The sequence below is a fragment of the Kitasatospora sp. NPDC034023 genome, assembly GCF_055575795.1.
Genome location: NZ_JBVIRY010000017.1, coordinates 152350 through 177130, shown reverse-complemented (window position 1 = coordinate 177130; position 24781 = coordinate 152350). Strand labels below are relative to the sequence as shown.

Here is a 24781-nt window from a genome sequence, read left to right as displayed (position 1 = left end):
ACACCGCAACGGGCCGGGCGCAGCGCCCCCAGGAGGAGGAGCGAATGAGCAGCGGGTACAACGCGGCACCCGACGGCCCGCGGCGCCGCGGCTTCCGCAGGCGGGCGGTCCGGGCGGAACGGGGCTGGGAGGAGGGCGACATCGAACCCTACTTCTTCGACCCCGGCGAGTTCACCGGCGGCGCCGAGGGCGACGCCGCTGCGCAGATCGAGGAGATCCACCGCAGCTCGCCCGGCAGCCGGCTGGGGCTCTCGTACGCCATCCTCGGCTCGGCCGCCCTCGGCCTGTTGCTCTGGTTGTACTCCCGTACCGTGTGGGCCTTCGCACCTGCCGGGTTGGCCGTCCTGGCTGTCGTCGTGCTGGTCTGGTTCGAGGTGACGGACCGGGCCGAACGGTCCCGGCGCCGGATCGCGCGGACGGGCCGCACCGGATGGGAGTCGGCTCCGGGCGAGGGCGAGTTCCGGGAGCGGTGAGGCCCACGGACCCCGACCCCGCCCAACAGTGGCCCGGTGCCTAGCTGCTGTAGACGCCGACCTCGTGCAGCGAGTAGCCCCACTGGGTGCCGCGCTGCACCCCGTGGATGCGGACGTGGCGGGCCGGGACGCCGGCGAACCGTGCGGTGTCCAGGCCGCCGTCGCCGGTGGTGGTGGACCACACCGGCTGCCAGTTGCTTCCGTCGGTGGAGACCTCGATCCGGTACGCCCGCGCGTAGGCGCGTTCCCAGTCCAGCGTGACGCGCCCGACGAGGTTGGTGGACCCGAGGTCGACCTGGAGCCACTGGTCGTCGCTCCACTCGCTGGCCCAGCGGGTACCCGGGTCGCCGTCCACCGCCCGGCCGGGCGCGTAGCTGACGAACGGGTTCCACCACTCGGTGGTGCTGGCCGTGGCCGGGCGGCCCGCGGCCAGGTTCACCGTGGCCCGGTGCCGCTCCGAGGCCCCCCAGGTGGTGAGGTAGGACTCGGCTCCGTGGAAGAGGTCGTCCACCACGCCCTGGCCGCCGACCTGCCGGATGTCCTCCAACCAGTCCGGTACCAGGCCGTAGTGCGCGGCGCCGTCCGTGTTGATGTCCCAGGTGCGCGCGCCGGTGGTCTGGCGGTCGATGAGGGACCCGCCGTCCGCGCTGCGGAACGGGTAGCGCACCGGGTTCGCGGTGTCCGCCCCGCGCGGGCCGGGCCAGCCGCCGACGCCGTTCATGTCGGTGCCGTAGCCGTACCCCACGTGGTACTTGGCGCGCAGCGCGTCGGTGCGCTTGGCCTCCGCGCTGAACGCCTCGGCGCCGTTCATGTACTGGGCGACGAAGCCGCCGAGCTGGTAGACCCGCTCGATCCAGTCGAGGTCCATCCAGCTGTGCGAGGAGAGCACGCCCGGGTAGGACTCGGACTCCAGGATGTCGAAGGACCGCCCGGCCGCTTTGACGCTCATGTGGTCGACCTCGAGCATCATCTTGCGTTTCATCAGCCCGCGCACCGCGTACTCGCCGAGGTCGGTCAGTCCGCGGCTGTTGCACTGCGCGTCGCCGGCGTAGGCCGGCACCGCCACCCCCGCCGGGAGCTGCTTCTGCGCCTCGGGCGCCGGGGCGAGGCCGATCGGGTTGTCGTGCTGCGGCCCGGCGCACTTCTCGGTCTTCCAGAAGGTGCCGGTCGAGAGGAACTGGCCGACGTTGATGGCCGTCCCGAGCGCGCCCTCGTCGAAACGCACCCCGCAGAGCGCGTTGTCGAACTTGTGGCAGAGGAACATGCTGCGCACGCCCAGCCCGTACAGCTCGTCCAGGCCGCGGTCGATGTCGGCCTTTCCGCACTGGGCGACGTCGAGGATCTGCTTGCAGCCGAACGGCTCGGAGGTCTCCACACCGAGGACGACGGCCAGCTTGCCCTGCTCGATCACCTCGCGGGCCTGCGTGCTGTCGGTGACGATCCGGAACCAGCCCTTGCCCGGCCCGCCGTACATCGTGTCGACGTACGCCTGCAGCTCGTACGTCTTCTGCGCCTGGAGCCGGATGGAGGTCATCTCGTCGCAGCTGCGGTCCTTGAAGAAGTAGACCGAGCAGATCACCCCGTTGGTGACCAGGTCGTTGACGAGGACCCGCTGGCCGCCGCGCCAGGCGCGTTCGATCCAGGCGTAGTAGTTCTGCTGGTGGGTCAGCGAGTCGTGGGCCGGCCAGTCCTTGAAGGTCGGCCAGCCGACCGGGTCGTGCTTGCCGTCGCCGCCCTTGGTGACGAAGTCGAAGATGGCGAGCGAGCCGTCGGGGTAGTGCTCGGGGCAGTCCTTCAGCGCGTCCGCGATCCCGGCTGCGGAGAAGGACTTGCCGCAGATGAGTCGGCCGCCGAAGGCCTCGTTGGCCATGATGTGGTCGTGCGCGTCGACGAAGCCCCGGACCTTGCCCTGGGCGTCGGTCCCGCGGAACGGCTCGCCCGTGACGTCGATCTGCGAGTCGGGCACGGGCCGTGCGGTCGGGGTCCACCAGCCCGTCCCACCCGTCCCGTCGGTCTCGCCGGTCCCGGCGCCCCCACCCGGCGCCGCGGGCGCCGGAGCGGCGAGCACCATGGCGGCCAATGTGAGGAGTGCGGCCAGAAGTGCGACGAATCCGCGCCTGCTGCTGCGGAGTTGGTGCATGGTCACCACCCGGGTCCGAGGTGAGGGGGTGGCGCGGCCGGGCACCGGGCACCGTCCGGGACGCGCGGACCGACCCGTCCGGGCCGGTTGTCATGGACCGCGCACTCGGTGTGACGAGGATCGCCGTTGTTGGACTGGGAGTCAATAGCCGTGCGTGGGCCGGGCGTCGGCCCTCCGTGGCGAGGGATGCGGGTGCGGGGCTTCGCAAAAGGAGTTTGAGGCCGCCGGCACGCGTGCTGTACTGGGCACATGGGGGTTGACGACGGGCGGATGCGGCTGCAACTGACGAGCCATCCGATTGCCGGTCCGGGATCCGGGCCAGGATCAGGCCTAGGACCCGGCCTCGGATCGGGGCTCGGCCGGATCCTGAGCACCGGTCCCATGCTCCGCAACACGTTCGTCCTCCCGCCCGACAGCCAGGTGGGCTATCTGTACGCGAACCGCGCCGATCTCCTCCGCCTCGGCGCCCTGTTCCGCGTCGCCGCGACGAGCCCGCACAGCGCGATCCACATCCCGGTCCCGCCGGCCGACCGACTGGTGACCTCCCTCGGCGGCGGCGACGCCCGGCCGCGGCCCGTGCTCCTGGCCCGTGAGGACACGGGACTGCGGCCTTCCGACTGGCCGGGTCTGCGGCACGGGATGCGCCGCGCCTCGGCGCCCTTGACGGTGACCGCCCCGGCGGCACGGTCGCACGATCGGCCCGACGACGTCCGTCGCCGAGCCGATCGCCACCCCGCCCGCTTCGCCGAGCACGCCGCGACGATCATCATCACCGCCCGCGCCGAACTCCTGTTCTGGATCGGCGACTGGCTCACCGCCGTCGGCGACCAAGTCGCCCAGGACAGCCACGTCCATCGGCACGGCGAGAGCTTCCTCGGCGACATGGTCGGATTCTTCGACCCCCATGGCACGAACCGGCCCATGCACGCGTTCTGCGTCGTCGCCGTCGAACCGATCTTCCACAAGGCCCGCTGGCGCAAGCAGCGAACGCCCGTCGGCTGACCCGGGACGACGAAGGGCGGATCCCGGGAGAGCGGCCGGGGCGCGTCCTCGGATCCGAGCGATCCGAGGACGCGCCCCGCGTCGGTTGCACCGTCACCGCGACCGCAGGTCCAGGACGAGGTCGCGCGGCAGGCCGTGGGTGTCGTGGAGGTAGTGGAGGTCGTCCTCGGTCAGCGGGCCGCGGAAGCGGGGGCGGGAGAGCACCCGGCGGCCGCGTTCCAGGAGGCGGTCGAACCGGAGTTCCTCGTCGAGCAGCACCCGGCGCACGGACTCCGGGTCCACGTCCTGGCGGAAGCGGTCCAGGGTGTGCCGGACCAACTCGAGCGGCAGGTCGCCGAGTCCGCGCCGCGGGTCGTCCCGGCGGAGCACCGTGAGCACCCGGCGTACCAGGCGGCGCAGCACGTAGCCGCGGCCGGTGTTGGACGGGCGGACGCCGTCGCCGATGACGACGATGCCCGAGCGCAGGTGGTCGCAGACCAGCCGCAGTGACGGTTCGTCCAGCTGCCACAGGGGCGGGACGAGGCGGCGCCAGGGGTCGAAGACGTCGCACTCGAAGACCGACGTCCGGCCCTGCAGCAGCGAGGAGAGCCGTTCCAGGCCGAGTCCGGTGTCGACGTTGCGTTGGGGCAGCGGGACGAGTGTGCCGTCGTCGAGGCGCCGGTGGCGCATCATCACGTGGTTCCACACCTCCACCCAGCGGTCGTCCCGGGTGGGTGTCGACTGCGGCGGGGTGTCGCCGGTCCACAGGAAGATCTCCGAGTCCGGGCCGCACGGGCCGGTCGGCCCGTTGGACCACCAGTTGTCCTCGACGGTGAGTTCGACCGGCACGCCGCGGTCCTGCCACAGCTCCAGCGAGCCGGTGTCCGGGCCGACCCGGTCGTCGCCGCCGAAGACGGTGACACGGAGCCGGCCGGGGTCGATGCCGAGCCCGTCGGTGAGCAGCCCGTAGCCCCAGTCGAGGCTCTGCGGGCCCTCGTAGTCGCCGAGGGACCAGGTGCCGAGCATCTCGAAGACGGTCAGGTGGGTGCGGTCGCCGACCTCGTCGAGGTCCGTGGTGCGCAGGCAGCGCTGGACGTTGACCAGCCGCCTGCCGAGCGGGTGCGGGCGCCCCTCCAGGTAGGGCGTGAGGGGGTGCATGCCGGAGGTGGTGAACAGCACCGGGTCTCCGGGCGGGGGCAGCAGGGTCGAGCCGGTGATCCGGCGGTGGCCGCGCTCCTCGAAGTACTCGATGAAGGTGCGGACGAGCTGGTCGGTGTTCACGGGGTGGCTCCTTGGCGTGAGTCGCGTGAGTCGCGTGTGTCAGGGGACGACGCACCGGACAACAGGTCCACGCGATCATCGGAACCGAGGAGGAAACACCTCGAAGCCACCACCGGCGGACCGTTTCCGGTCGCCGTGGGGAGGGGTACGTCAGGCGGCGGCAACCGGCGAGCTGGTCGCTCGCGCGGTGGCGGTGATCGGGCCGGTGACGTTCATGGCAGCGAGGGTAACGCGGCCGGCGCCCCGGGGCACCCGATTTTCCGCCCGGACGGCCCGACGGGCTGCCCGAGCGGGTTCCGTGGGCCGTTCGCGGCAATGTGGCCCGCTCCCGCTTGCGCCTTCCGCCGGGCCACCCGCACCCCGCTGGACAATCGGCCCGGTCGAGGCACGGAACGTGTCCGAGCGGCATCGAGGGGATCAACCGATGGAAAGAACCGGACACCCGGGTCGTAGGACGCTGATTGCCGGCGGCCTCGCGGGCGCCGCGGCCGCGCTCACGGGGTGCGCGGCGACGAGGGCGGCCTCGTCCTCGACCAGTGCTTCGCCGCAGGCACGGCCCACCACGCCCGCCGCGGCGTTCACGAGGCTGATGGACGGCAACAAGCGCTGGGTGAGCGGAGACCTCCACCACCCCGACCGGGATCCGAACCGGCGTCAGTTCGTCGCCCAGGAACAGGAGCCCTTCGGGGCGATCCTCTCGTGCATCGACTCGCGGGTGCCGCCCGAGCTCCTCTTCGACACCGGCCTGGGCGACCTCTACGTGATGCGCACGGGCGGGGAAGCGGTCGGCCCGGTGGTCACCGGATCCGTCGAGTACGGGCCCATGACGAGTGCCACCCCCCTCGTCGTGGTCCTCGGTCATCAGCGCTGCGGCGCCGTCAAGGCGGCGTACGAGTCCCTCCGTGACAACAAACCGCTGCCCGGCAACCTGCAGGCGATCGTCAAGGCCCTGCAGCCGGCGTACGAACAGGCGGCCCGGGAAGGCGGCGCCGACCCGGTCGAGACCATGGCCCGCGCCCAGGTCACGCTGACCGCGGCCGATCTGCGTTCCAACCAGGACCTGGCCCCACTCGTGGAGAAGGGCTCCCTCGCCGTGGTCGGCGCCTACTACTCGCTCGACACGGGCGCGGTGGAAGTCCTGTCCGGCACGCCCTGACCCGCCGGACGAGCCGTACGCGCCGGGGCGCCGTCCGCGCGGCCGGGGCGGCGTGGTGTCGTGCGGATGACGCAACGTCGGTGCGCGCGGCCTGTCGGGCGCAGCGTCATTTGACTGTTCCGCCGGCCTCCTCCCGGGCCCAGAGTGAGGTCCGGGGCGACGCCCGCCCGGAACGGGGGGCGGAGCCGACGAGCAGGCGACGAGCCGACCGACAGGAAGAGTGCCCGCATGGCCAGGTCCGACATCAGTTTCGACAGCGCCGGCATCGAGATCGCCGCGCACCTGTACATCCCCGACGATCCGGCGCCCCGCCCGCTTGCGGCGCTGGTGGTCGGCCACCCGGGCACGGGGGTGAAGGAACAGACCTCCGGCGCGTACGCGCGGCGGATGGCCGAGCGCGGGTTCGTCACCCTCGCCTTCGACGCGGCCCACCAGGGCGAGTCGGGGGGTCTGCCTCGAGGGCTGGAGGACCCGGCCCAGCGTGTGGAGGACTTCAAGGCCGCGGTGTCGTACCTGGTCACCCGTGAGGAGGTCGCCGAAGGGCGGATCGGCCTGCTCGGCATCTGCGCGTCCGGCGGCTACTCGCTGGCCGCCACCGGCGGTGACCGCCGGGTCCGGGCGGTGGCCGCCGTGTGCACCGCCGATCCCTCCCGCCAGTTCCGGCTGGGGGCCGACGGCGGCCAGGACCCGGCGGTCTTCCGGGCCCTGCTGGACGCGGCCGCCCGGGCCCGCACCGCCGCCGCCCGCGGCCAGGACCCCGGCGTGATGACGATGTTCCCGCAGACGGCCGAGCAGGCGGGCGCGCTCGGCGGCGAGCACGGCGCCGAGGGCTTCGAGTACTACTGCACTTCGCGCGGCGAGCACGAGCGGTCTGCGAAGTTCCTGGCCTGGGAGAGCATCGACAGGCTGGCCTGTTACGACCCGTTCTTCGCCGTCCCGCTGATCGGCCCCCGCCCGATGCTGCAGATCGTCGGCGAGCGTGCCGTCACCTCCTGGATGGCTGTCGAGGCGCACCAACGGGCCACCGGACCCAAGGAGTTGTACCGGATCGAGGGCGCGAGCCACGTCGACCTCTACGACCGGGAGGAGTACATCGACCCGACCGTCGACAAGCTGGCCGAGTTCTTCACGGTCCACCTGGGTGCCGAAAGCTGACCGCGGGCGGCGGCGGGCGGCGGGGGCGGGGGCGGGGGCGGCACGGGGTCGTCGCGAAGGGGCCGGCGTACGAGCTGCCGGCCCCGCTCGCGGTGCTCGCCCGCAGTTCGCCCCTCCCCCTCGCCGCCGCCTCACGGTGTCGGCCGTGGCGCGGACCTACTGGGCGGCGACCCAGCCCGGGAGGGTCGGCAGCACCGTTTCGGCGACCCGGCGCAGAGCGGCGTCGTCGGGGGCCTGGCCGTCCTGCCGGAAGACGGTGAACTCGTAGGCCCGGCCGCCGGGGTCCTTGGGATCCCACGCGACGACGATGTTCCGCGTGACGGGGCCGTCCCCGCCGGACTTCCCGTTCGAGGGGAAGAGCTTCAGCGCGTGACCGGAGTAGGTCACCGCGGGGTGACCGAGAACGGTGGCCCGCTCGGCGTGGAACTGCTGGGTGTCGGCCATCGACCAGACCGAGGTCTGACTGTCCGAGACGCCGACGACACTGCGCTGCAGGCGCACCTCCGCCATCGCCACCCCGTTGGCGAAGGTCCCGGGCTGCGCGGTCGAGACGTGGTCGTCCGGCGTGCCGAGCAGGGTCGGCAGATCAGGGCGGTTGAGCGCGGCGCACAGCGCCTGGTACGCCGCCGCGGGGTCGTTGGGTCCGGGCCCGCTGCATGTCGCCGGCGTGCGGTTCTCCTTGAGGACGCCCAGCCCCCACAGGGCGGCCACGGTGCCGAAGGCCAGCACCGACGCAACCGCCGCGACCACCACGACGCGGTTCGTTCTGTCGTGGTCCTTGCCGGTTTCCATCTTGGGATCCCCCTCCCCGGAACGCTCGTCCTCGGCCACTCGGGGAGCCGTGAGCGGAGACGATCTTACGGTGCCGCGCTAGCGCCACGACCACGAGGTCCGCCGACACCCGACCCCCTGACCTGCGCGGTCATGGGTTCCCTGCCCCCGCCACCGGAACCGGGGACAGTGCGGCCGGGGACGGTGGAGTCGGGGGCGGTGGGGCCGGGGCGGTGCGGCCGGGGCGGTGCGGCCTGGGTGGTGGAATCCGCTCAGGGGGTCGTCGCGGGGACGAGGTGGTCGAGCCCCTGCGCGCTGGCCGTCGCGGCTTCGATCGAGCGCGGCAGCATGACGCTCTCGTAGGCGCGGACGGCGTCGTCGACGCCGGCTTCGGTCACGAGGGCGTGGGCGAGGTCGGAGCCGTCGAGCATGGCGAGGTTGGCGCCCAGCCCGACCGGGGGCATCAGGTGTGCGGCGTCGCCGAGCAGCGTGACGCCGGGAACGTGCTCCCAGGTGTGCGAGGCGGGCAGGACGAACAGGGGCCGGTTGACGTATCCGTTGTCGCTGTCGCGCAGGAGGTAGCGCAGGCTCTCGTCCCAGCCGTCGAACATCCCCAGCAGGTGGGTGCGTACGGCCTGCCGGTCGCCGAGGTCGACACCGGCGGCCGCGTGCCAGTCCTGCGGCGCGCGCAGCGCGATGTAGGCGCGGATGTGGCCGTTGCTGTTGCGCTGGGCGACCAGGGTCCGGCCGGTTCCCTTGGCCAGCATCGATCCGTTGCCGACCAGCCGCGCGAGGTCGCGGTGGCGGGTGTCGCAGTGGTCGAATCCGGTCTCGACGAAGGTGACGCCGGTGTAGCCGGGTGCGGCGAGCGACAGGGCCGGGCGTACGCGCGACCAGGCGCCGTCGGCGCCGACCACCAGGTCGAAGTCCTCGGCGGTGCCGTCGGCGAGGAGCAGCCGGCAGGTGCCGTCCGGCAGCGGGGTGACCCCACGGACGGCGCGGTCCCACCGCACGGTGCCCTCGGTGATCGAGTCCAGGAGCAGACCGCGCAGTTGGCCCCGGTCGATCTCGGGGCGGCCGCCGTCGGCGGAGGGCCCCTGCTGCGCGATGAGGGCGCCGGTGGCGAAGTCGAGGACGCGCCACTCGTCTCCCTCGGGGCGGGCAAGGGCGTGGAACCGGTCGAGGAGTCCCGCCGAGCGCAGGGCGGCCTGGCCGGTGTCGGGGTGCATGTCGAGGGTGCCGCCCTGGGGGCGGGCGTCGGCGGATGCCTCGCGTTCGAAGACGGTGACGGAGCGGCCGTGCTGCTGGAGGACTCGGGCGCAGGTGAGGCCGCCGAGGCCGGCGCCGACGATCGCGATGCGGGGGTCACGGGCAGAGTTCACGGGAGTGTCCTTCGGGAGGTGGATGAGTTGCCGGGAGCCCGGCACCACCAAGAAACCACACTCACTAAAAAAGCGCAATGACTAAACTTTTGCAGTGGATGCACTATGGGGTACGGTGGGCGAGTGACCGAACCGACCGAACCGACCGGGCGCCGCGAGCGCAAGAAGGCCCAGACCCGCCAGTCCCTGGCCGACGCCGCACTCGAGCTTTTCCTCGAACACGGCTACGACCAGGTCGGCGTCAAGGACATCGCCGACGCCGCCGACGTCTCGGTGACCACCCTGTTCAAGCACTTCTCCGGCAAGGAAGCCCTGGTCTTCGACCAGGACGACGACCTGGAAGCATCCCTCGTCGCCGCCGTACGCGAACGCCCCCCGGGCCGGTCCATCCCGCAGGCGCTGCGCGAGCACCTCCTGCTGAAGCAGACCCAGCTCTCCATCCACGCCGCGGACCCGCGATTCGCCGACTTCACCCGCCTGGTGGAGGACACCCCCGCACTGCGCGACTACGCCCACCGCATGTGGACCCGCCACGAAGCCGCCCTGACCCGGGCCATCGCCGAGGCCGTAGGCGCACCCGAGGACGACGTCAGCTGCGCCGCCCTGGCCCGCTTCGCCCTCGAAGCCCGCGGCCTCATCCTGCGCCACGCCGAACCGCGCCGAGCCGCCGACGAAGCCTTCGCACTCCTCGAACACGGCTGGGCAGCCTCCCACCCGGGCAACTGACCCGCTCCGCGAAGGCCCCGGCGGGCCCGGCTACGGCTACGGCTACGGCTACGGCTACGGCTACGGCTACGGCTACGGCTACGGCTACGGCAATCGAAACCCGCCACTGACACCCGATCGGGGCCCGCAAGGCGGGGCCAACGTGCGCCGCCCGCTGCCGGTGTACCCTCACACTCAAGGTGAAACGGGGATCAGTCCCCGATTCGCGGCCAGGGGAGAGGAGTGCCATGAACGGGACGGCGCTGGTGCTGGGCGGCGGCGGACCGGTCGGCGGTGCGTGGCTGACCGGCGTACTCGCGGGCCTCGCCGACGGCGGAATCGACCTGACGGCCGCCGACACCGTCATCGGCACCTCGGCCGGAGCCGTCTTCGGCGCCCGCCTCGCGAGCGGCGAACCCGCCCGCGACCTGTACGCACGTCAACTGGCCGGCCTCGACCGGGTCGAGATGGGTGTCACCGCCGCACAGACCCTGCGCTTCCTGTGGGCGGCCCTCGCCACCCGCGACCCGGAACGCTCCGTCCGGCGCCTGGGCCACGCCGCCCTGACCGCGCGCACCACCCCCGCCCACGACCTCCACGACACCGTACGCACCCTGCTGCGCGACGCCACCGCCTGGCCCGCGCAGACGACGCTGCGCATCACCGCCGTGGACGCGGAGACCGGCAGCGTCGAAGCCTTCGACGCGGGCTCCGGCCTCGACCTCGCCGACGCGGTCGCCGCCAGCTGCGCCGTCCCGCTGGTCTGGCCGCCCACCACCGCCCTCGGGCGACGATGGATCGACGGCGGCACCCGCTCCACCGGCAACCTCCAACTGGCCGCCGGCCACCGGCAGGTGCTGGCCGTCTCGCCCGTGCCCACCGCTGTCGGGCCGCACCCCAGCGCCCAGCAGCAGACAATGGAACTGCGCGCCGCCGGCGCGCGCACCACCCTGATCACCCCTGACACCGACGCCCGCCGCGCCATGGGACGCGACCTGACCGCCAACGCCCGGCGCCCCGCCGCCGCCCGCGCCGGCCACCGGCAGGGCACGGCCCTCGCCGCCTCGCTCGCCCGCACCTGGCCGGCGCGGCGCACGACCGGGGAGTGAGCGGCGGGGCGGATAACGGCGACGCCAACCGATCGGGCCGCCGCCCCGCCCTGCGGCACCGACGGCTGGAGCGTCAGCCGACGCGCAGCGTGAGGACCGCGGTGTGCACGCGTCCGTCGGTCTGGAACTGCAGGAAGACCCGCCAGTTCCCGGGCCTGCCGAGCAGGGCGTAGAAGGTCAGCGTCGGCCCGCCGTGATCCCCGTTGACGCGGGTGATGGGGTGGAGGTGGGCCAGCGCCTGGTCCCCCTCGTGGAAGGCGCTGAGGTGGGCGTAGCTGTCGAGGTACGGCTGCAGGTCGGTGACCGGTCGGCCGTCCTCGCTGATCGTGACGGTGAGCGGGCCTGCCCGACCGGCCGTCAGGTCGCCCCGGACGGCGACGGTGTACCCGTCGACCGTGGTGCTGTCGGTGACGGCGGGCAGAAGCGCCGGGGCCGCGTCGCCGGGCACCGTCACGGTGCGGCTGAGGACGAATTCGCTGCCCTTGCGGGGGCCGGTGTTCGGTGTGAAGGAGGCGTACAGCCGCCAGTCGCCCGGTTCGAGGGCAGCCAGGTCGGCGGCCCAGGTGCCGTCGGCGGCCATCGTGGGGTGAAGGTGCTGGTAGCCGGTGAGGTCCGAGCGGATCGCATAGAAGTGCAGTTGCTTGCCCTGGACTTCGGCGAAGTCGGTGACCGGCTTTCCGTCCGGCCCGACGACGGTGAACGGATAGCTCACCGCCTGGCCGGCCGGGAGTCCGGTGGCCCGCGAGTCGAGGCGGTAGCCGTCGCTCTCGGCGGCGAGCCCCTCTCCGGCCGGCATGCCGGGCATCCCCGCTGCGCCGGTCACGCCGGGTGTCGCCGTCGTGCCGTGGTCCATACCCGGCATTCCGGAGTGCTCGGTGTGCGCGGAGTTCGCGGAGTTCGCGGAGTTCGCGGAGTTCGCGGAGTTCGCGGAGTTCGCGGAGTTCGCGGAGTTCGCGGAGTTCGCGGACGAGCTTCGCGCAGGCAGCACGAGCAGGGCGATCGAACCGACGGCCAGCACGAGGGAACAGGCCCAGAGGAAGCGGTGTCCCATCCAACGATTGCTCACTGCGAACCTTTCCTGCGCCCTTCGGCCGATCAGGCCGCGATGCCCAGGAGATCCGGAAGGCCCGGCATCGATAACGGAAAGTCGATGCCTTCGCGGGGGCGGCCAGGGTGAAGAGTCCACCGGCAGCCGGGAGGTGTTCGGCCCCCCTTCAACCCGCTGGGCCTGTGCCCTGCCTACCGTCCCAGCTGGTCCGCCAGGGCCTCGATGGTGCGCCGCCTCGGGGTGAGAGCCGCGACCGCCGATCCGTCCGCGAAGTGCAGCCGGAACCGGGCCATCGCCTGCAGCCTCGGACGGCGTTCGATCCGCGTGACCAGGTGGCGCGGTACGTGCCACAACACCTCGCCGGCCTTCCGGATGTCGCGCGCCGAGACGAACGCGACGCGCCGGTCGGTGACCACGAGCAGCTTGTGGATCGCCGTACCGGCACCGGTCGGGAAGCCGTGCGCCAGGCTGCCCGTCTCGCCCGCGACCGCGCCGACCCTCGCCAGCCTGTTCCCGAGTTTCGCGCCCGCCCCGTCCCCCAGGCCCTTGGCCCCGGCCACCGGGTAGACGGTAGCCACGTCCAGCGTCCGCTCGCCCGCTTCCAAGAGCGGTTCCACGGCCTGGCGGTAACGGTTCACCAATTTGTCGGTCATTCGCTCAGGCTAGCGAAGATCACGAGCCGGCCGACCACCCGTACGGCGCTGCCCCGATCCCCGTGAAACGAACGGCTACCAGCGACTACGACCGGCTACCAGTGGCTGCGAGCAGCTACCAGCGGCTTACGACCGGCCCGTCGGGTTCCGGAACGCGCGGTCGGCGGGGCCCGGCACGAGGGGGGCGATGACGTGCTGGGTCGGGTTGGTGGTGTCGTCGGCGCCGTCGTCCGAGTTCACCGAGGTGGTGATCGAGCTCGTCGCCCAGGAGACCACGCCGAGGAGGATGAAGACGACGAGCAGGCCGCGTCCGGCGCCGCTCAGGACGAGCGGGCGGGTGGCCGACACCGGGCCGTCCGGCTCGCTGCCCGGCTCCTCGCCGAACAGGCGCTTGGGGTAGGCGGAGGAGAGCATCACGAAGTAGGCGGTGCAGCGCATCCGGTAGCGCAGGATCGCGGTCGTCGCCTCGTACAGCGGCTGCGGCATCCGGCCGAGGACCAGCACCACGAGCCAGATCACGAACGACACCATCCACCAGCCCGCGTACAGCAGGCCCTGCACGATCGCGGCGGGGATGACGAGGATGATGCGGAAGAGGACGGCGAGCCGGTTCAGCTCGCCCGGCCGCAGTCCGACCTGCACGGGGTGGTCGGGGGCGTCGAACCGGAACGGCGGGTAGCGGTCCACGGTGAGCATCAGGTAGGCGGCGAAGCGGGTCTCGTACGGAACGAACGCGGTGAGGTAGTCCACCGCGAAGCCGGGCAGCCGACCGAGCACCAGCGCGCCGAACCAGCCGATGACGGCGACGAAGAACGCCACCACCGACAGCACCCACACCACCACGAACTGGGGGATCAGCAGCAGCACGCGCAGCAGCACCGTCCAACGGTTCTGTGCACCGGCCGCCGGCATGTCCAGCACCGGGAGCCACTCACGGCTGACGGGGGCGGGGGGTGCCTGCCACATCCGGGCCTCCACGGTCTCGGGACGACGGGGCCCGGAGGTCGGACGCGGCCGGGCGTCCTCCGAAGATCGCAGCACCCCGCCCGGCCCGCGCGCCACGCTGCGCCGGACGGGTCAGCGCTTCGCAACCTGCGGGGCCGGGTCAGTCGGGCGAGCCCGACCAGATGACGTTCTTGCGCTGCAGCCCGGAGCCGTAGTTGAACTCGACGGTGAAGGGATCCGCCGCGCCGATCGGCAGGGCGTACGCGGACAGGCCGGTCGCCTCCTGGCCCGGCGACAGGGAGCCGGCGAGGACCTTCAGCCGGTTGCTCCCGTCGATCAGCGAGTAGACGAGGCCGCCCTTGGCGTCCCTGACGAACGGCATGCCCGATCCGTACAGGGAGAGCTCCTGGGATCCGGTGTTGACGACGGTGATCTTCACCTGGATGATCCTGGCGTTCTTGGGGGCCTCGAACACCGTCTCGCTCGGCACGTACGGCACCGGCGCGGCCATCGTGACCTTCAGCCCGTCCCCGTACGTGTAGGACTGGCCGAACGACAGGCGCCGGGCCCGCTCGTCCGCGGCCGCCTTCTCCCGCTCGGCCTCGACCCTCTTCTGCTCGGCCTCGACCCGCTCCTTCTCCTTCGCCGCCCGTTCCCGGGCGGCCTGGATCGCGGCCTCGGCGCGAGCGCGTGCGGCATCCGCCTCCGCCCGCCGCTCCTCGTTGACCGCCTGCACCCGTACCACGACGAACGCCCCGGCACCGACCGAGACCAACAGGCCGGTGACACCCAGGATCACGCCCGCGAGCGCCATCGCCCGGTTGGTCGCCACGCCCTTGCGCACGTGGCCCAGGCCGATGGCACCGAAGACCACGGCGAGCAGGGCCGGCAGCCAGGACAGCCAGAACAGGACGACGGCGAGGCCGAGGACCGTACCGACGATCCCGAGCACCATCGCCGCGGTGCCCAGGCCGTTGCGGGGCTGCGGCGCCGGCATCGGATACGGCGGCCAGTACGGCACACCCGGGGCCTGCCCGGGGGCAGCGGCAGGGGCCGGGACCTCGCCGGGGGCCGCGGCAGGTACGGCAGCAGTCGCGACGGCAGACGCAGGCGTAGGCGTAGGCGTAGGCGCAGGGACCGTGGCCCCGCCCGGCGCCGGAGACTTGCCCTGACCCGGGTCCGGCGGCGCCCACGGGTTGCTGTCGGCCGGCCCCTCGACAGACTGCGGGCTGCTGTCGGCCGACCCCTCAGCAGACTGCGGGCTGTCGGGCGGGACGGAAACGGTCATACGGGATCCTTCGAGAACGTTCAGATGACGAGCGGCCGTCCAGCCCCGGGTCGAGGTCTTCCTGACGCCCCGGCGACGGCGGCCCCGGCCTCCCCGCGTGAGCGGTCACCAGCCCGGGCCGCACCCGCACGCCGGCACCCCCGGGACGGGACACCACCAGGGCCGGCGCGTGATCAACATACAGGTGCCCGGAAACGGCCCCCACACCGCGGTCCGCAGCCCGACCCAGGACCCGCAGGCGAGGTTCGTCGGCGCCCGACCGGTCAGGTAGCGCGGCGGTTGACCCCGTGGAAGCCGAGCCCGGTGAGCGCGGCGCCCGCGAGGAGGTAGAGCGCGGCGTGGTTCAGCGTGGTCGCGTCGAGCCGGATGAGGCGAACCAGCTACTCGTGACGACGCCGCCATGACGGCAGCGACGTCGTATCCATGCCATCCGCCCGCCGCCACACTGAACAACGCTTCGCAATCCGCGCACGACTGACAGCGAAGCGTCATATCGGCGCGGCTTGCCACAGCGCCTGCCGATCACTCAGTTCAGCACCACGGGCGCGACAATCAGCGGCCGGCCATGGAAGGGATCCGATGGAGAAGGCCACGACCGAACGTACTGTGAACGGCGGTCCCCCGCTGCCCGGGGGCGGGATGCGGCGGGTTGCCCAGGCCCGGTCGGGTAGGCGGTCGGGCCTGGCTGAGTACCCGTACTCAGGCCGGGCGGCCGGGTCCGGCCGGAGCATGGGGGCATGCAACCAGCAGCGATACCGAGGATCGGCATCACCGCCGTCGGCTCCCATCTGCCGGCCCGCCGGCTCACCTCCGGGCAGCTCCAGGACGAGGTCACCGCGGGCGGCCGACTGGCCCTGCCGGAGCGGATGTTCGAGAAGGCGACCGGCATCCGCACCCGGCACTTCGCCGGCGACGACGAGTTCGCCTCCACCCTTGCCGTCGGCGCGGCGCGGCGCGCGCTCGCCGCTCGCGGGCTGCAGCCGCAAGACGTGGACCTGCTGCTGTTCGCCTCCGCCACCCGGGACGTGTGCGAGCCGGCCACCGCGCACATCGTGCAGGCCGAACTCGGCACGCGGGCGCACGCGTTGGACGTCAGCAACGCCTGCAACAGCTTCCTCAACGGGATCGACCTGGCCCGCGCGATGATCCTGGCCGGACGGGCCCGGCGCGCGCTGGTCGTCACCGGCGAGACGCCCAGCCGGGCGATGCGCCGCACGCCGTCCTCCCCGCAGGAGGTCCGGGACGGCTTCGCCGGCTACACCTTCGGCGACGCCGGGGCGGCCGTCGTCGTCGAGGCCGTGGAGCACGGCGGCATCCTGGAGGTCGAGACCGCCACCGCCTCGGAGCACTGGGAGGCCGGCGGCATCCCCGGCGGCGGCTCCCGGCACCCGCGCGGCGACGAGCACAGCTACTTCCGGGGCGGCGGCAAGGAGCTGCGCGGCATCTTCGAGGAGATCGGCCCCGCCGTCCTGGCCCGGCTCGCCGCCCGCACCGGCCTCGGCTGGGACGACTACGCCCGGGTCCTGGTGCACCAGGTGACGGTCCCGTACCTGGAGCGCTTCGTCGAGCTGACCGGGGTGCCGCCGGAGAAGCTGGTGCTCACCGTGCCGGAGCTCGGCAACATCGCCAGCGCCACGCTGGGCGTGCAACTCGACCGGATTCGCGGCACGTTGGCGCCCGGCGACAAGGTCCTGCTGGTCGGGCTCGGCGGCGGCGTCAGCCTGATGGCCGTGGTCTGGGAGGCATCGTGAGGACCGACCTGTGGGTGGTGGTCCCCGCCTTCCAGGAGGAGGCCCGGATCGGGGGCGTGCTGCGCGCCCTCGCCGCCCAGCGCGACCGCGACTTCACCCTGCTCGTCGCCGACAACGGCTCCACCGACGGCACCGTCGCCGCCGTCCGCGCCTTCGCCGCCCACGCGCCGTTCCCGGTCGAGGTGGTGGTCGAGCCGGACAAGGGCGTCGGCTCGGCGGTGGACACCGCCTTCCGCCACGCCATCGCCCGCGGCGCCGCCCTGCTCGCCCGCACCGACGCGGACTGCCTGCCCGAACCCGGCTGGACGGCCGCGGCCCGGGCCGCTCTGGTCGCCTCCGGCGGCCTGGTCTGCGGCCGGGTCACCGCCCGCCGCGACGAGCACGGGCCGGCCGGGCGCGCGGTGTTCCTGGTCCTGGTCGCGCTCGGCGCCTTCTTCGGCCGGATCCGGCCCGCCCACCGCCGCCGGCACGGCTACCTGACGCCGTACCGGATGCACGCGGGCAACAACATGGCGATCACCGCCGAGCTGTACCTGGCCGTCGGCGGCATGCCCCGCCGGCCCTCCCCCACCGACCGGGCGTTCCTCAACACGGTCCGCCGCCACACCACGGCGGTGGTGCGCCGCCGCGACATGGTGGTGCAGAACTCCACCCGGCGGATCCGCGCGTACGGCGTGGTGGGCACCGCCCGCTGGTACCTGGAACGCGGCGCCGGCCCGCGCCCCGTCGACGTCCGCTGAACCGGCCGGTGACAGTCGGCGATAGCCGATGACTGCTGGTGACCGGCGGTTTCCGCCGCCCCGACGTACGCCGTCCCGACGTCCGTCCTGCCGATCCCGCGCCCCGAAAGCAGCCCCTGCCGTGCTCGACCGCCTCGCCCACGTCCTGCGCACCGACCACCCCGACCGGCCCGCCGTCCTGCGCCACACCCGAACCGGCGCCATCCGACCGGTGATCCGCCGCGGCGAACTCGCCGACCTGGCCGACGGCTACGCCGCCGCGCTGCACGCCCACGGCCTGGGCCCCGGCGCGACCGTCGGCGTCGCCGTCCGCCCGGGGCCGCGCGCGCTCGCCGTCATGCTCGCCGCACACCGGCTGGGCCTGCGCATCGCCGTCCTCGACCCGACCGCCGGGCCCGACGTGCTCGCCGCCCGGCTCGCCCTGGCCCGCCCCGATCTCGTCCTCGCCGACGCGGCCGCCCAGGCCGTGGCCGGCTGGGCCGGGCCCTTCGCCCGCCGCGCCGACCTGGCGCTGCCCTGCCTCGCCGCGCTCGGGCCGGTCGCCACCCTGGGCCGCCGGCTGCCCGGCTGCGCACCGCGCCTGCGCCCGGCCGGTACCGCCCCGCCCACCGCTCCCCCGCCGGGCGACGACGACGACCGCAACGGAGACGCGGTGATCGTCTTCACCTCCGGCACCACCGCCCGCCCGCGCGCCGTCGTGCACACCCGGGACGGCCTGGCCGCCGGGCTGCGCACCGTCGCCGACCTGGTCGACCCGCGCCCCGGGACGGTCGTCCTCGGCGGGACCTTCTTCGTCCTCGTCCCGGCACTCGCCGCAGGCGCCGCCGTCGTCCTGCCCGCCCGTCGCCCCGCCGCGCTCGGCCGCCAGCTCGCCCGGCTCGCCCCCGCCCACACCTATCTCACCCCGCCGCAGCTGCGCGCCGCCCTCGCCGCCGGGGCCCGCTTCACCGGCCGGGTCTGGACCGGCTCCGCCCCCGCCGACGCCGGCCTGCTGCGCCGCGTCAAGCAGTCCGGCGCCCACCAGGCCTGGAGCGTCTACGCGTTGACCGAACTGTTCCCCGCCGCCGCGGTCGAGGAGGCGGACAAGAGTGCCCACGGCGGGGACGGCGACCTGGTCGGCGCACCCCTGCCCGGCGTCCGCGCCCGCATCGACACCAACACCGGCACCGGCACCGGCGGTGAACTGCTGCTCACCGGCCCCGGCGCCCGGCACCGCTACCTCGGCGAGGAGCCCGACCCCTGGGTGCGCACCGGCGACCGCGCCGCCCTCACCCCGGACGGCCGCATCGTGCTCGCCGGACGCCTCAAGGACATGGTGCTGCGCCGCGCCGAGAACATCTACCCCGGCCTGTACGAACCCGCGCTGCACCTGCCGGGTGTCGAACTCGCCGTCCTGGTCGGCGTGCCGGCCGGGGACGGCGACGAGCGGCTGGTCGCCCTGGTCCAGCCGGCCCCGGGCACCGACCCGCGACGGCTGCGCGAGGACCTGCGTCGGCCGCTCGACCGGATGAGCGCGGCCCGGCCCGACGCCGTCCTGTTCGGCGAGGTCCCGCTCGCCGGCCGCTCCCGCAAGCCCGACCGCGCGGCGGCCGCCGCGCACTGCGCCCGGGAGCTGGCCCGGTGACCCACCAGCCGACCCACCAGCCGACCCACCAGCCGACCGACCAGCCGACCCAGCCGCCGTCCGACCAGCCAACCCGTCCGATGCCCCCACCCGCCGCCGCCCGCCGGGCCCGCCGCCGCGACCGCCGGGTCTACCTGCGCAGCCACCCGGTGCTCTTCGCCCTGCTCGCCGCCACCCGCCGCCGCCCGGCGGTCCGGCTCGGCCGAACCGTGCTCGTGCACGGCGGCGAGGCCTACCGCGAGGCACTCACTCGGGTGCCGCTGGACCGCACCGCACCCGGCACCACCGGCGGCGCGGCGGCCGAACTCACCGACGGCGGCCTCCTGTTCGACCAGGACGGCGCCGAGCACCGCGTCGCCCGCCGCACCCTGGCCGGCGGGCTCAACGCCGCCGCGCAGCAGCGGATCCGCCCCCACTGGCAGGCGTTGCTCACCAGACGGATCCCGGACCTGGCCGACGGCGAGCTCGAACTCGTCGCCCTGGCCCGCGAACTGGCCGGTGTCACGACCGCCGCCCTGACCGGCGCGACGGGCTGCCCGCACCAGCTCGCCCACGCCGCGGCCGAGGCCGCCGCCCACGCCGCCCGCGACCACCTTCCCGGCCCCCGTCTCCGCCTGCGCCTCCGCCGCGGCGGCCCGGGCACGGCCGACGCCGCGGCCCGGCTCACCGCCCTGCTACCCGACGCGCGCGACGCCATGGTGGCCGTCGCCGCCGTGAACACCACCGTGGCCGCCCTGCCCCGGGCGGTCGCCTGGTGCGCCGACGCCGGGCTCTGGCCGGCCGTGAGCGAGGCGACCGCGCCGCGCCTGGCCGCCGAACTCCTGCGCCTGACCGCGCCGTCCCCGCTGCTGCCCCGGGTCGCCGCCGCCGACGCCACGCTCGCCGGGCACCCCGTACGGGCCGGCGACCGGCTGATCCTGGTCGCCCGGCACGCCGCCGGGGCCCACCTCCGCACCCCTGCCTACGACCCGTCCGCCGGCCACGCCACCGATCCAGCCGCCCAGCCCGCCGCCCACGCCACCGACCCGGCCGCCGCCCAGGCCGTCTTCGGCGCCGGACCGCACGCCTGCCCCGGTGCGGGCCTGGCCCGCACCCAACTCGCCGACGTGCTCCTCGCGTTGGCTCCTCACCGGCCGGTCGTCACCCGCGCCCGGGTCGACTGCCGATCCGCCCTGCCCGGCTACGCCGAACTCACCCTCCGACGGGGAAGGCCCTGATGCGCGTCTCGATCACCGGCGCGACCGGCTTCTGCGGCGCCCACCTCGCCCGCACCGCTGCCGCCCTGGGCCTGGACGTCACCTGCCACGGCCGCCGCCCCGGCCCGGTCGGCCGCCACTCCCCCTGGGACGCCACCGCGGGCGAACCCGACTTCACCGGCGCCGACCTCGTCGTCCACTGTGCCGCCGCCGTCGCCGACCTGCCCCCGGGTCACCCCGCCGAAGCCCACCAGCACGCCGTCAACGTCACCGGCACCGAGCGCGTCCTGCGCGCCGCCGCCGGCCGCCCCCTCGTCCACGTCAGCAGCGCCAGCGTCTACGACCCGCGCACCACCGGGAGAACAACACCCGCCCTCACCGAGGACCACCCCACCACCGCCGGCCACCTCAACGCCTACGGGCGCACCAAGGCCGCCGCCGAACGACTCGCCCTCGCGGCCGGCGCCGTCGTCCTGCGCCCCCGCGCCGTCTACGGGTACGGCGACCCCCACCTCGTCCCGCAACTGCTCGCCCGCGCTCGGCACGGCGTGCTGCCACTGCCCGGCCCCGACATCCCGCTCAGCCTGACCGCCGTCGCCAACCTCACCGACGCCTGCCTGGCCGCCCTCGGCCTCACCGGCACCCCGCCCTGGCCGCCCGGCGCCTACAACATCGCCGATGCCACCCCCTACCGCCGCGACGACGCCCTACGCCACGTCCTCACCGCCCACCGCCTCCCCGCCCGCATCGCCCACCTCCCCGCCCCTCTTGCCCGCATCGCCGCCCGCACCGGCCGCGTCCCCGGCCTCACTCCCTACACCGTCGACCTCCTCACCCGCGGCGTCGTCCTCGACCTCACCCGCGCCCACGCCCAGGGCTGGCACCCCGCCCACGGCCTCGCCGACTACCGCTGCCCCCGCCTCGACCGCTGATCGGGCCGAAGGGACAGCGCCCCGACGGGTCCGTCGGCGTGGGGTCGAGGGGGAGCGGCCGGGGCGTCGCATAGTCGGAAGGCCGATGACACCTTCCGATCATGAGACGAGACGATGATGCGTCTGCCCCGCCGACCGGCCGTCACCATGGCCGTCGCGCTGCTCCTCGCCCCCGCAGGCTGCGGCTCCCCGACGGCGCCGTCGGCGGCCGGCCGGAGCCCCACCGTCGCTGCGCCCGCCGGTGCCACCGCCACCCCGTCCCCGACCGGGCCGCGGGCGTTCACCCTGGTCGCCACCGGCGACGTGCTGCCGCACACCGAGATCATCCGGCAGGCCAAGGAGGACGCCGGCGGGGACGGATACGACTTCCGCCCGATGTTCGCCGACGTCAAACCGCTGATCAGCGGCGCGGACCTCGCCATCTGCCACATGGAGACCGTCTACGGCGCCGACGGCGGGCCGTTCACCGGCTACCCGGCGTTCAAATCTCCGCCGCAGGTCGCTGCCGCCCTCAAGGACGCCGGCTACACCGCCTGTGACACCGCCTCCAACCACACCCTCGACGACGGCCCGGACGGCATCCGGCGCACGCTCGACGCCATGGACGCCGTGGGCCTGGCGCACACCGGCTCCGCCCGCGACGAGGCCGAGGCCGGAAGGCCCGCGCTGCTCCGGGCCGGCGGCGCCACCGTCGCGCACCTCGCCTACACCTACGGCACCAACGGAATCCCGCTGCCCACAGGCCGGCCCTGGGCGGTGAACCTGATCGACCGGGACCGGATGCTCGCCGACGCGCGCGCCGCCCGGGCGAGCGGTGCGGACCTCGTGGTGGTGAGCATCCACTGGGGCACCGAGTGGCAGGACGCGCCGAACGACCAGCAGCTCACGCTGGCCCGCGAACTGGCCGCCGGGCAGGGCGCGGGCCGGCCCGACATCGACCTGATCCTCGGCACCCACGCCCACATCCCGCAGGCCTACGAGAAGATCAACGACACCTGGACGGTGTACGGCCTCGGCGACCAGCTCGCCGGGCACATGTTCACCTACGACGGCGCCGAGGATCCACGCGGCAACTGGAGCTCCATCGCCCGGTTCACCCTCACCCCGCCGGGCGCGCAGGGGCAGCGGTGGACGGTCGCCAAGGCCGAGTTCATCCCCCAGGTGACGGACCTAGGGCCGCCCTACCGCGTCCTCGACCTACGCCAGGCCGCCCGCCGCAACCCCGGCCGCGCCGACTACGCCCGGGCCCTGGAGCACATCCGCTCGGCGGTGCTCAGCCGGGGCGCCGCCACGTCGGGGCTGGCCATGGTCCCCTGAACCCGGTGACGGCCCGCGGGCCGCTATTGCTTTCCGGCAGGGTGGAGTGGATGAGCCTTTCAGCTACTGAAGCGACCGAGTTCCGGAGGTGGTGTTCACACCGACGGCGGACGGCATTCGAACCCGAGAGCCACGGATCGACGGTGCGGGATCGGCGTCCCGGTGCCGGGCGGCACGGGCCCGGAGGTCGACGACTGCTCCGCCCGCACCAACCCGGCCGCCGACACCGGCGGTCCCGCTTGGTTCGAGACCGCGTCGGGAGGAGAATGATCAGGTGCCGGAGCCGAGCTGAGGCTGCGGTCGGCGTGGCTCTCATGCCGTGGATTGAGACGAGGGACAGCACCGATGGCAACAGGCGTTGTGAAGTGGTTCAACGCGGAGAAGGGCTTCGGCTTCATCCAGCAGGACGATGGCGGCCCGGACGTGTTCGTCCACTTCTCCGCGATCCAGGGGTCGGGCTTCAAGGAACTGGTCGAGGGCGAGGCCGTCGAGTACGGCCTCGTGCAGGGTCCCAAGGGACCACAGGCGGAGAACGTCACCCGTATCAGCTAGGGATCTTCGACCGGGCCGGAATGCCTGGTCAGGGCCCGTGCACAAGGCACAGGGGTGTCCTCGAAGCCGTCCGACGGCTTCGAGGACACCCCTGCGTGTTGTGGGGCGGGCAGCGGCAGGGCGCCGGCCCGGCCCGGCCCGGGAAGCGTGCGCGGCAGCGTCAGTGGCCCGCGCCGGGGCTGCGGTCGTCCAGCACCACCCGGGGCCGATTGTCCGGGCCGTCCGGCGTGCCCGTTCCCGGCCGGGTCGCATTGACGACCTCGGCGATCCGCTCGTACGCGGTCACGGCCAGCGACCACGTCTCGATGCTGCGCTCGGCGTCCAGGCCCCGGTGCACCGTCGTGTGCAGGGCGTTGAGCAGCGCGACCGCACTGCGGCCGGACAGGACGGTGTCGGGGTGCTTGTCGAGGTCGGTGCCGCCTCGTTCCCAGTCGCGGCGCTGGTCGCGGTCGGTGCCGGCCGGGTCGGTGAAGTGCGGGTTTCGGTCGTCGGTGCCTGCGGTGCGGACCTGACCGGCGAGGAAGTCCCAGGTGTGCGGGTGGCAGGCGATGACGAGCTTGTGGACGGCCGAGGCCTTGCGCAGGGTGGCGACGTGGGCGGGCCAGGCCATCGTGGGCGGGATGAGGTCGCTGGTGCCACCCGCCGGCGGCCGCAGCGGAGCCCCGGCCGTGGTGGTGCGGGCCTGCTCCGGCGCGGCCGACGTGTCGGCGGCCGGTTCCTGGGGCGCGGGGGAAGCGTGGAGTTGCTCGGCCAGAACCTGCCGGATGTAGTCGCGTACGGCCGGGGGGACGTCTTCGGCGCCGGGCCGGGGGGTGGGCTCGGTCATGGCTGGTTCCTCCGTGCTGGTGGTGATGGTGGTCGGGTCCGGGGCGGGGCCCGGAACGGAGTCGTCGGCCTCGAGGCGGGCGGGGACGAGGTCCTGCTCGTCGAAGGCACCGGGGCCGGGTTGCGCCGCGGTGGCGTCGGGTTCCACCAGCTGCTGCTGCGCGGCTGGTGCGCCGAGGCGATCGGGGTGGCCGGGGTGACCGGCCTGGGCGAGGTCGAGGCGGGCCTGGGCGAGGTCGGCGAGGAGTTCCTCGATGCGGTGCTGCTGCGCGGAGTTGTCCTTGCGGAGCTTGGCGGCCTCGGTCTGCTCGGCGCGCAGGACTCCGATGAACCGGTCGCGGTGCTCGGTCAGTTCGGCCCGAACGGAGGCGAGCAGTCCGCTGATCATCTCCTGGTACCGGGCGGGGAGCCCGTCCAGTTGCGTGCGGACTTCGGACAACTCGGTGACCAGCGATTCGACGTTCCGGCCGGTCTTCGTTACGGGCACTGGCTCTCCCGGGTATCGCGGGCCTTCCCTCGGCCGCGGCGCACTCAGGGTGGCGGTCCGGCCGAGCGCCTTTCCCGAAGATCGGACGGTCTGTCCGGAACACGATCGACTACTGTCCGAAAGCGCCTGGCTACCGAACGATTGTGCGGCGAGGCGTCGATCCTGGACAACGCACGGCGGATCCCGCTCGCCCGCTCGGCCGGACCGTTCGCGTCACCGGGCGGCCCGCAGAAGTTGGCCACTCGGCCGACGGCTGCCTGCCATCATCCC

22 protein-coding genes are annotated in these 24781 nt (G+C 73.8%); 13 read left to right on the top strand and 9 right to left on the bottom strand.

The features are described 5' to 3' along the window. Window positions 1–44: 44 nt before the first annotated feature. Window positions 45–473: a hypothetical protein gene (locus ACZ52R_RS23020; RefSeq protein ID WP_465625045.1), complete on the top strand. Its 429-nt coding sequence runs from the start codon at window positions 45–47 to the stop codon at window positions 471–473. 40 nt (window positions 474–513) lie between these two features. Here the strand turns inward: ACZ52R_RS23020 and ACZ52R_RS23015 are convergent, their stop codons facing one another. Continuing rightward, window positions 514–2613 carry a galactose-binding domain-containing protein gene (locus ACZ52R_RS23015; protein ID WP_465662897.1) on the bottom strand — a complete coding sequence of 700 codons (2100 nt, stop codon included), beginning with the start codon at window positions 2611–2613 and terminating at the stop codon, window positions 514–516. A gap of 381 nt (window positions 2614–2994) precedes the next feature. Here ACZ52R_RS23015 and ACZ52R_RS23010 point away from each other — a divergent pair, with 381 nt between their 5' ends. Beyond that, window positions 2995–3615 (top strand): hypothetical protein, encoded by a 621-nt coding sequence (locus ACZ52R_RS23010; RefSeq protein ID WP_465625043.1) that lies wholly within the window; start codon window positions 2995–2997, stop codon window positions 3613–3615. Window positions 3616–3708: 93 nt separating this feature from the next. Here ACZ52R_RS23010 and ACZ52R_RS23005 read toward each other — a convergent pair whose 3' ends face one another. After that, window positions 3709–4875: an alanine--tRNA ligase-related protein gene (locus ACZ52R_RS23005; protein WP_465754001.1), complete on the bottom strand. Its 1167-nt coding sequence runs from the start codon at window positions 4873–4875 to the stop codon at window positions 3709–3711. Between the two features lie 589 nt (window positions 4876–5464). Between ACZ52R_RS23005 and ACZ52R_RS23000 the strand changes: the two genes are divergently transcribed. Together ACZ52R_RS23000 and ACZ52R_RS22995 are read left to right on the top strand one after the other, a co-directional pair. After that, a complete protein-coding gene (locus ACZ52R_RS23000) occupies window positions 5465–6031 on the top strand; it encodes a carbonic anhydrase (RefSeq protein WP_465662899.1) in 567 nt (188 codons plus the stop codon). Window positions 6032–6259: 228 nt separating this feature from the next. Further along, on the top strand, window positions 6260–7186 hold the full coding sequence (locus ACZ52R_RS22995) for an alpha/beta hydrolase (protein ID WP_360504756.1): 927 nt from the start codon (window positions 6260–6262) through the stop codon (window positions 7184–7186). A gap of 156 nt (window positions 7187–7342) precedes the next feature. Here ACZ52R_RS22995 and ACZ52R_RS22990 read toward each other — a convergent pair whose 3' ends face one another. Together ACZ52R_RS22990 and ACZ52R_RS22985 are read right to left on the bottom strand one after the other, a co-directional pair. After that, window positions 7343–7978: a DUF6215 domain-containing protein gene (locus ACZ52R_RS22990; protein ID WP_360504758.1), complete on the bottom strand. Its 636-nt coding sequence runs from the start codon at window positions 7976–7978 to the stop codon at window positions 7343–7345. Between the two features lie 251 nt (window positions 7979–8229). After that, on the bottom strand, window positions 8230–9339 hold the full coding sequence (locus tag ACZ52R_RS22985) for an FAD-dependent oxidoreductase (RefSeq protein WP_465754000.1): 1110 nt from the start codon (window positions 9337–9339) through the stop codon (window positions 8230–8232). Window positions 9340–9462: 123 nt separating this feature from the next. Here ACZ52R_RS22985 and ACZ52R_RS22980 point away from each other — a divergent pair, with 123 nt between their 5' ends. Both ACZ52R_RS22980 and ACZ52R_RS22975 read left to right on the top strand, forming a co-directional pair. Further along, window positions 9463–10065 carry a TetR/AcrR family transcriptional regulator gene (locus ACZ52R_RS22980; protein WP_465662905.1) on the top strand — a complete coding sequence of 201 codons (603 nt, stop codon included), beginning with the start codon at window positions 9463–9465 and terminating at the stop codon, window positions 10063–10065. Between the two features lie 227 nt (window positions 10066–10292). Further along, the gene (locus ACZ52R_RS22975; protein ID WP_465753999.1) at window positions 10293–11153 is read left to right on the top strand and encodes a patatin-like phospholipase family protein; all 861 of its coding nucleotides are present in this window, start codon (window positions 10293–10295) and stop codon (window positions 11151–11153) included. Window positions 11154–11226: 73 nt separating this feature from the next. Here the strand turns inward: ACZ52R_RS22975 and ACZ52R_RS22970 are convergent, their stop codons facing one another. From ACZ52R_RS22970 to ACZ52R_RS22955, 4 genes are all read right to left on the bottom strand, one after another. Next, window positions 11227–12219, bottom strand: coding sequence for a hypothetical protein (locus ACZ52R_RS22970; protein WP_465753998.1), 993 nt, complete (start codon window positions 12217–12219; stop codon window positions 11227–11229). A gap of 173 nt (window positions 12220–12392) precedes the next feature. Beyond that, window positions 12393–12854, bottom strand: a complete 462-nt coding sequence (locus ACZ52R_RS22965; protein WP_360504768.1) for a hypothetical protein — start codon at window positions 12852–12854, stop codon at window positions 12393–12395. Window positions 12855–12980: 126 nt separating this feature from the next. Further along, window positions 12981–13820, bottom strand: coding sequence for a DUF4389 domain-containing protein (locus tag ACZ52R_RS22960; RefSeq protein WP_465662908.1), 840 nt, complete (start codon window positions 13818–13820; stop codon window positions 12981–12983). A 139-nt stretch (window positions 13821–13959) separates the two neighbouring features. Beyond that, on the bottom strand, window positions 13960–14796 hold the full coding sequence (locus ACZ52R_RS22955; RefSeq protein WP_465753997.1) for a DUF4190 domain-containing protein: 837 nt from the start codon (window positions 14794–14796) through the stop codon (window positions 13960–13962). A 1028-nt stretch (window positions 14797–15824) separates the two neighbouring features. Here ACZ52R_RS22955 and ACZ52R_RS22950 point away from each other — a divergent pair. The 7 genes from ACZ52R_RS22950 (at window position 15825) to ACZ52R_RS22920 (ending at window position 23199) form a co-directional block, all read left to right on the top strand. After that, window positions 15825–16838, top strand: a complete 1014-nt coding sequence (locus ACZ52R_RS22950; protein ID WP_465625025.1) for a 3-oxoacyl-ACP synthase III family protein — start codon at window positions 15825–15827, stop codon at window positions 16836–16838. Continuing rightward, complete coding sequence (locus ACZ52R_RS22945; RefSeq protein ID WP_465753996.1) at window positions 16835–17578, top strand: glycosyltransferase family 2 protein; 744 nt, start codon at window positions 16835–16837, stop codon at window positions 17576–17578. Before ACZ52R_RS22950 ends, ACZ52R_RS22945 begins: the two co-directional genes overlap by 4 nt. Before the next feature lie 121 nt (window positions 17579–17699). Next, window positions 17700–19202 carry an AMP-binding protein gene (locus ACZ52R_RS22940; RefSeq protein ID WP_465753995.1) on the top strand — a complete coding sequence of 501 codons (1503 nt, stop codon included), beginning with the start codon at window positions 17700–17702 and terminating at the stop codon, window positions 19200–19202. Then, window positions 19199–20419 (top strand): cytochrome P450, encoded by a 1221-nt coding sequence (locus ACZ52R_RS22935; RefSeq protein WP_465753994.1) that lies wholly within the window; start codon window positions 19199–19201, stop codon window positions 20417–20419. The genes ACZ52R_RS22940 and ACZ52R_RS22935 overlap by 4 nt, the downstream gene beginning before the upstream one ends. Continuing rightward, window positions 20419–21330: an NAD-dependent epimerase/dehydratase family protein gene (locus tag ACZ52R_RS22930; RefSeq protein ID WP_465625017.1), complete on the top strand. Its 912-nt coding sequence runs from the start codon at window positions 20419–20421 to the stop codon at window positions 21328–21330. The genes ACZ52R_RS22935 and ACZ52R_RS22930 overlap by 1 nt, the downstream gene beginning before the upstream one ends. 114 nt (window positions 21331–21444) lie before the next feature. Continuing rightward, entirely contained in the window at window positions 21445–22647 is a 1203-nt protein-coding gene (locus ACZ52R_RS22925) for a CapA family protein (RefSeq protein WP_465753993.1), read from the top strand. 345 nt (window positions 22648–22992) lie between these two features. Next, the gene (locus ACZ52R_RS22920) at window positions 22993–23199 is read left to right on the top strand and encodes a cold-shock protein (protein WP_360504783.1); all 207 of its coding nucleotides are present in this window, start codon (window positions 22993–22995) and stop codon (window positions 23197–23199) included. A gap of 160 nt (window positions 23200–23359) precedes the next feature. Here ACZ52R_RS22920 and ACZ52R_RS22915 read toward each other — a convergent pair whose 3' ends face one another. Further along, window positions 23360–24511: a hypothetical protein gene (locus ACZ52R_RS22915; RefSeq protein ID WP_465753992.1), complete on the bottom strand. Its 1152-nt coding sequence runs from the start codon at window positions 24509–24511 to the stop codon at window positions 23360–23362. Between the last annotated feature and the right edge of the window lie 270 nt (window positions 24512–24781).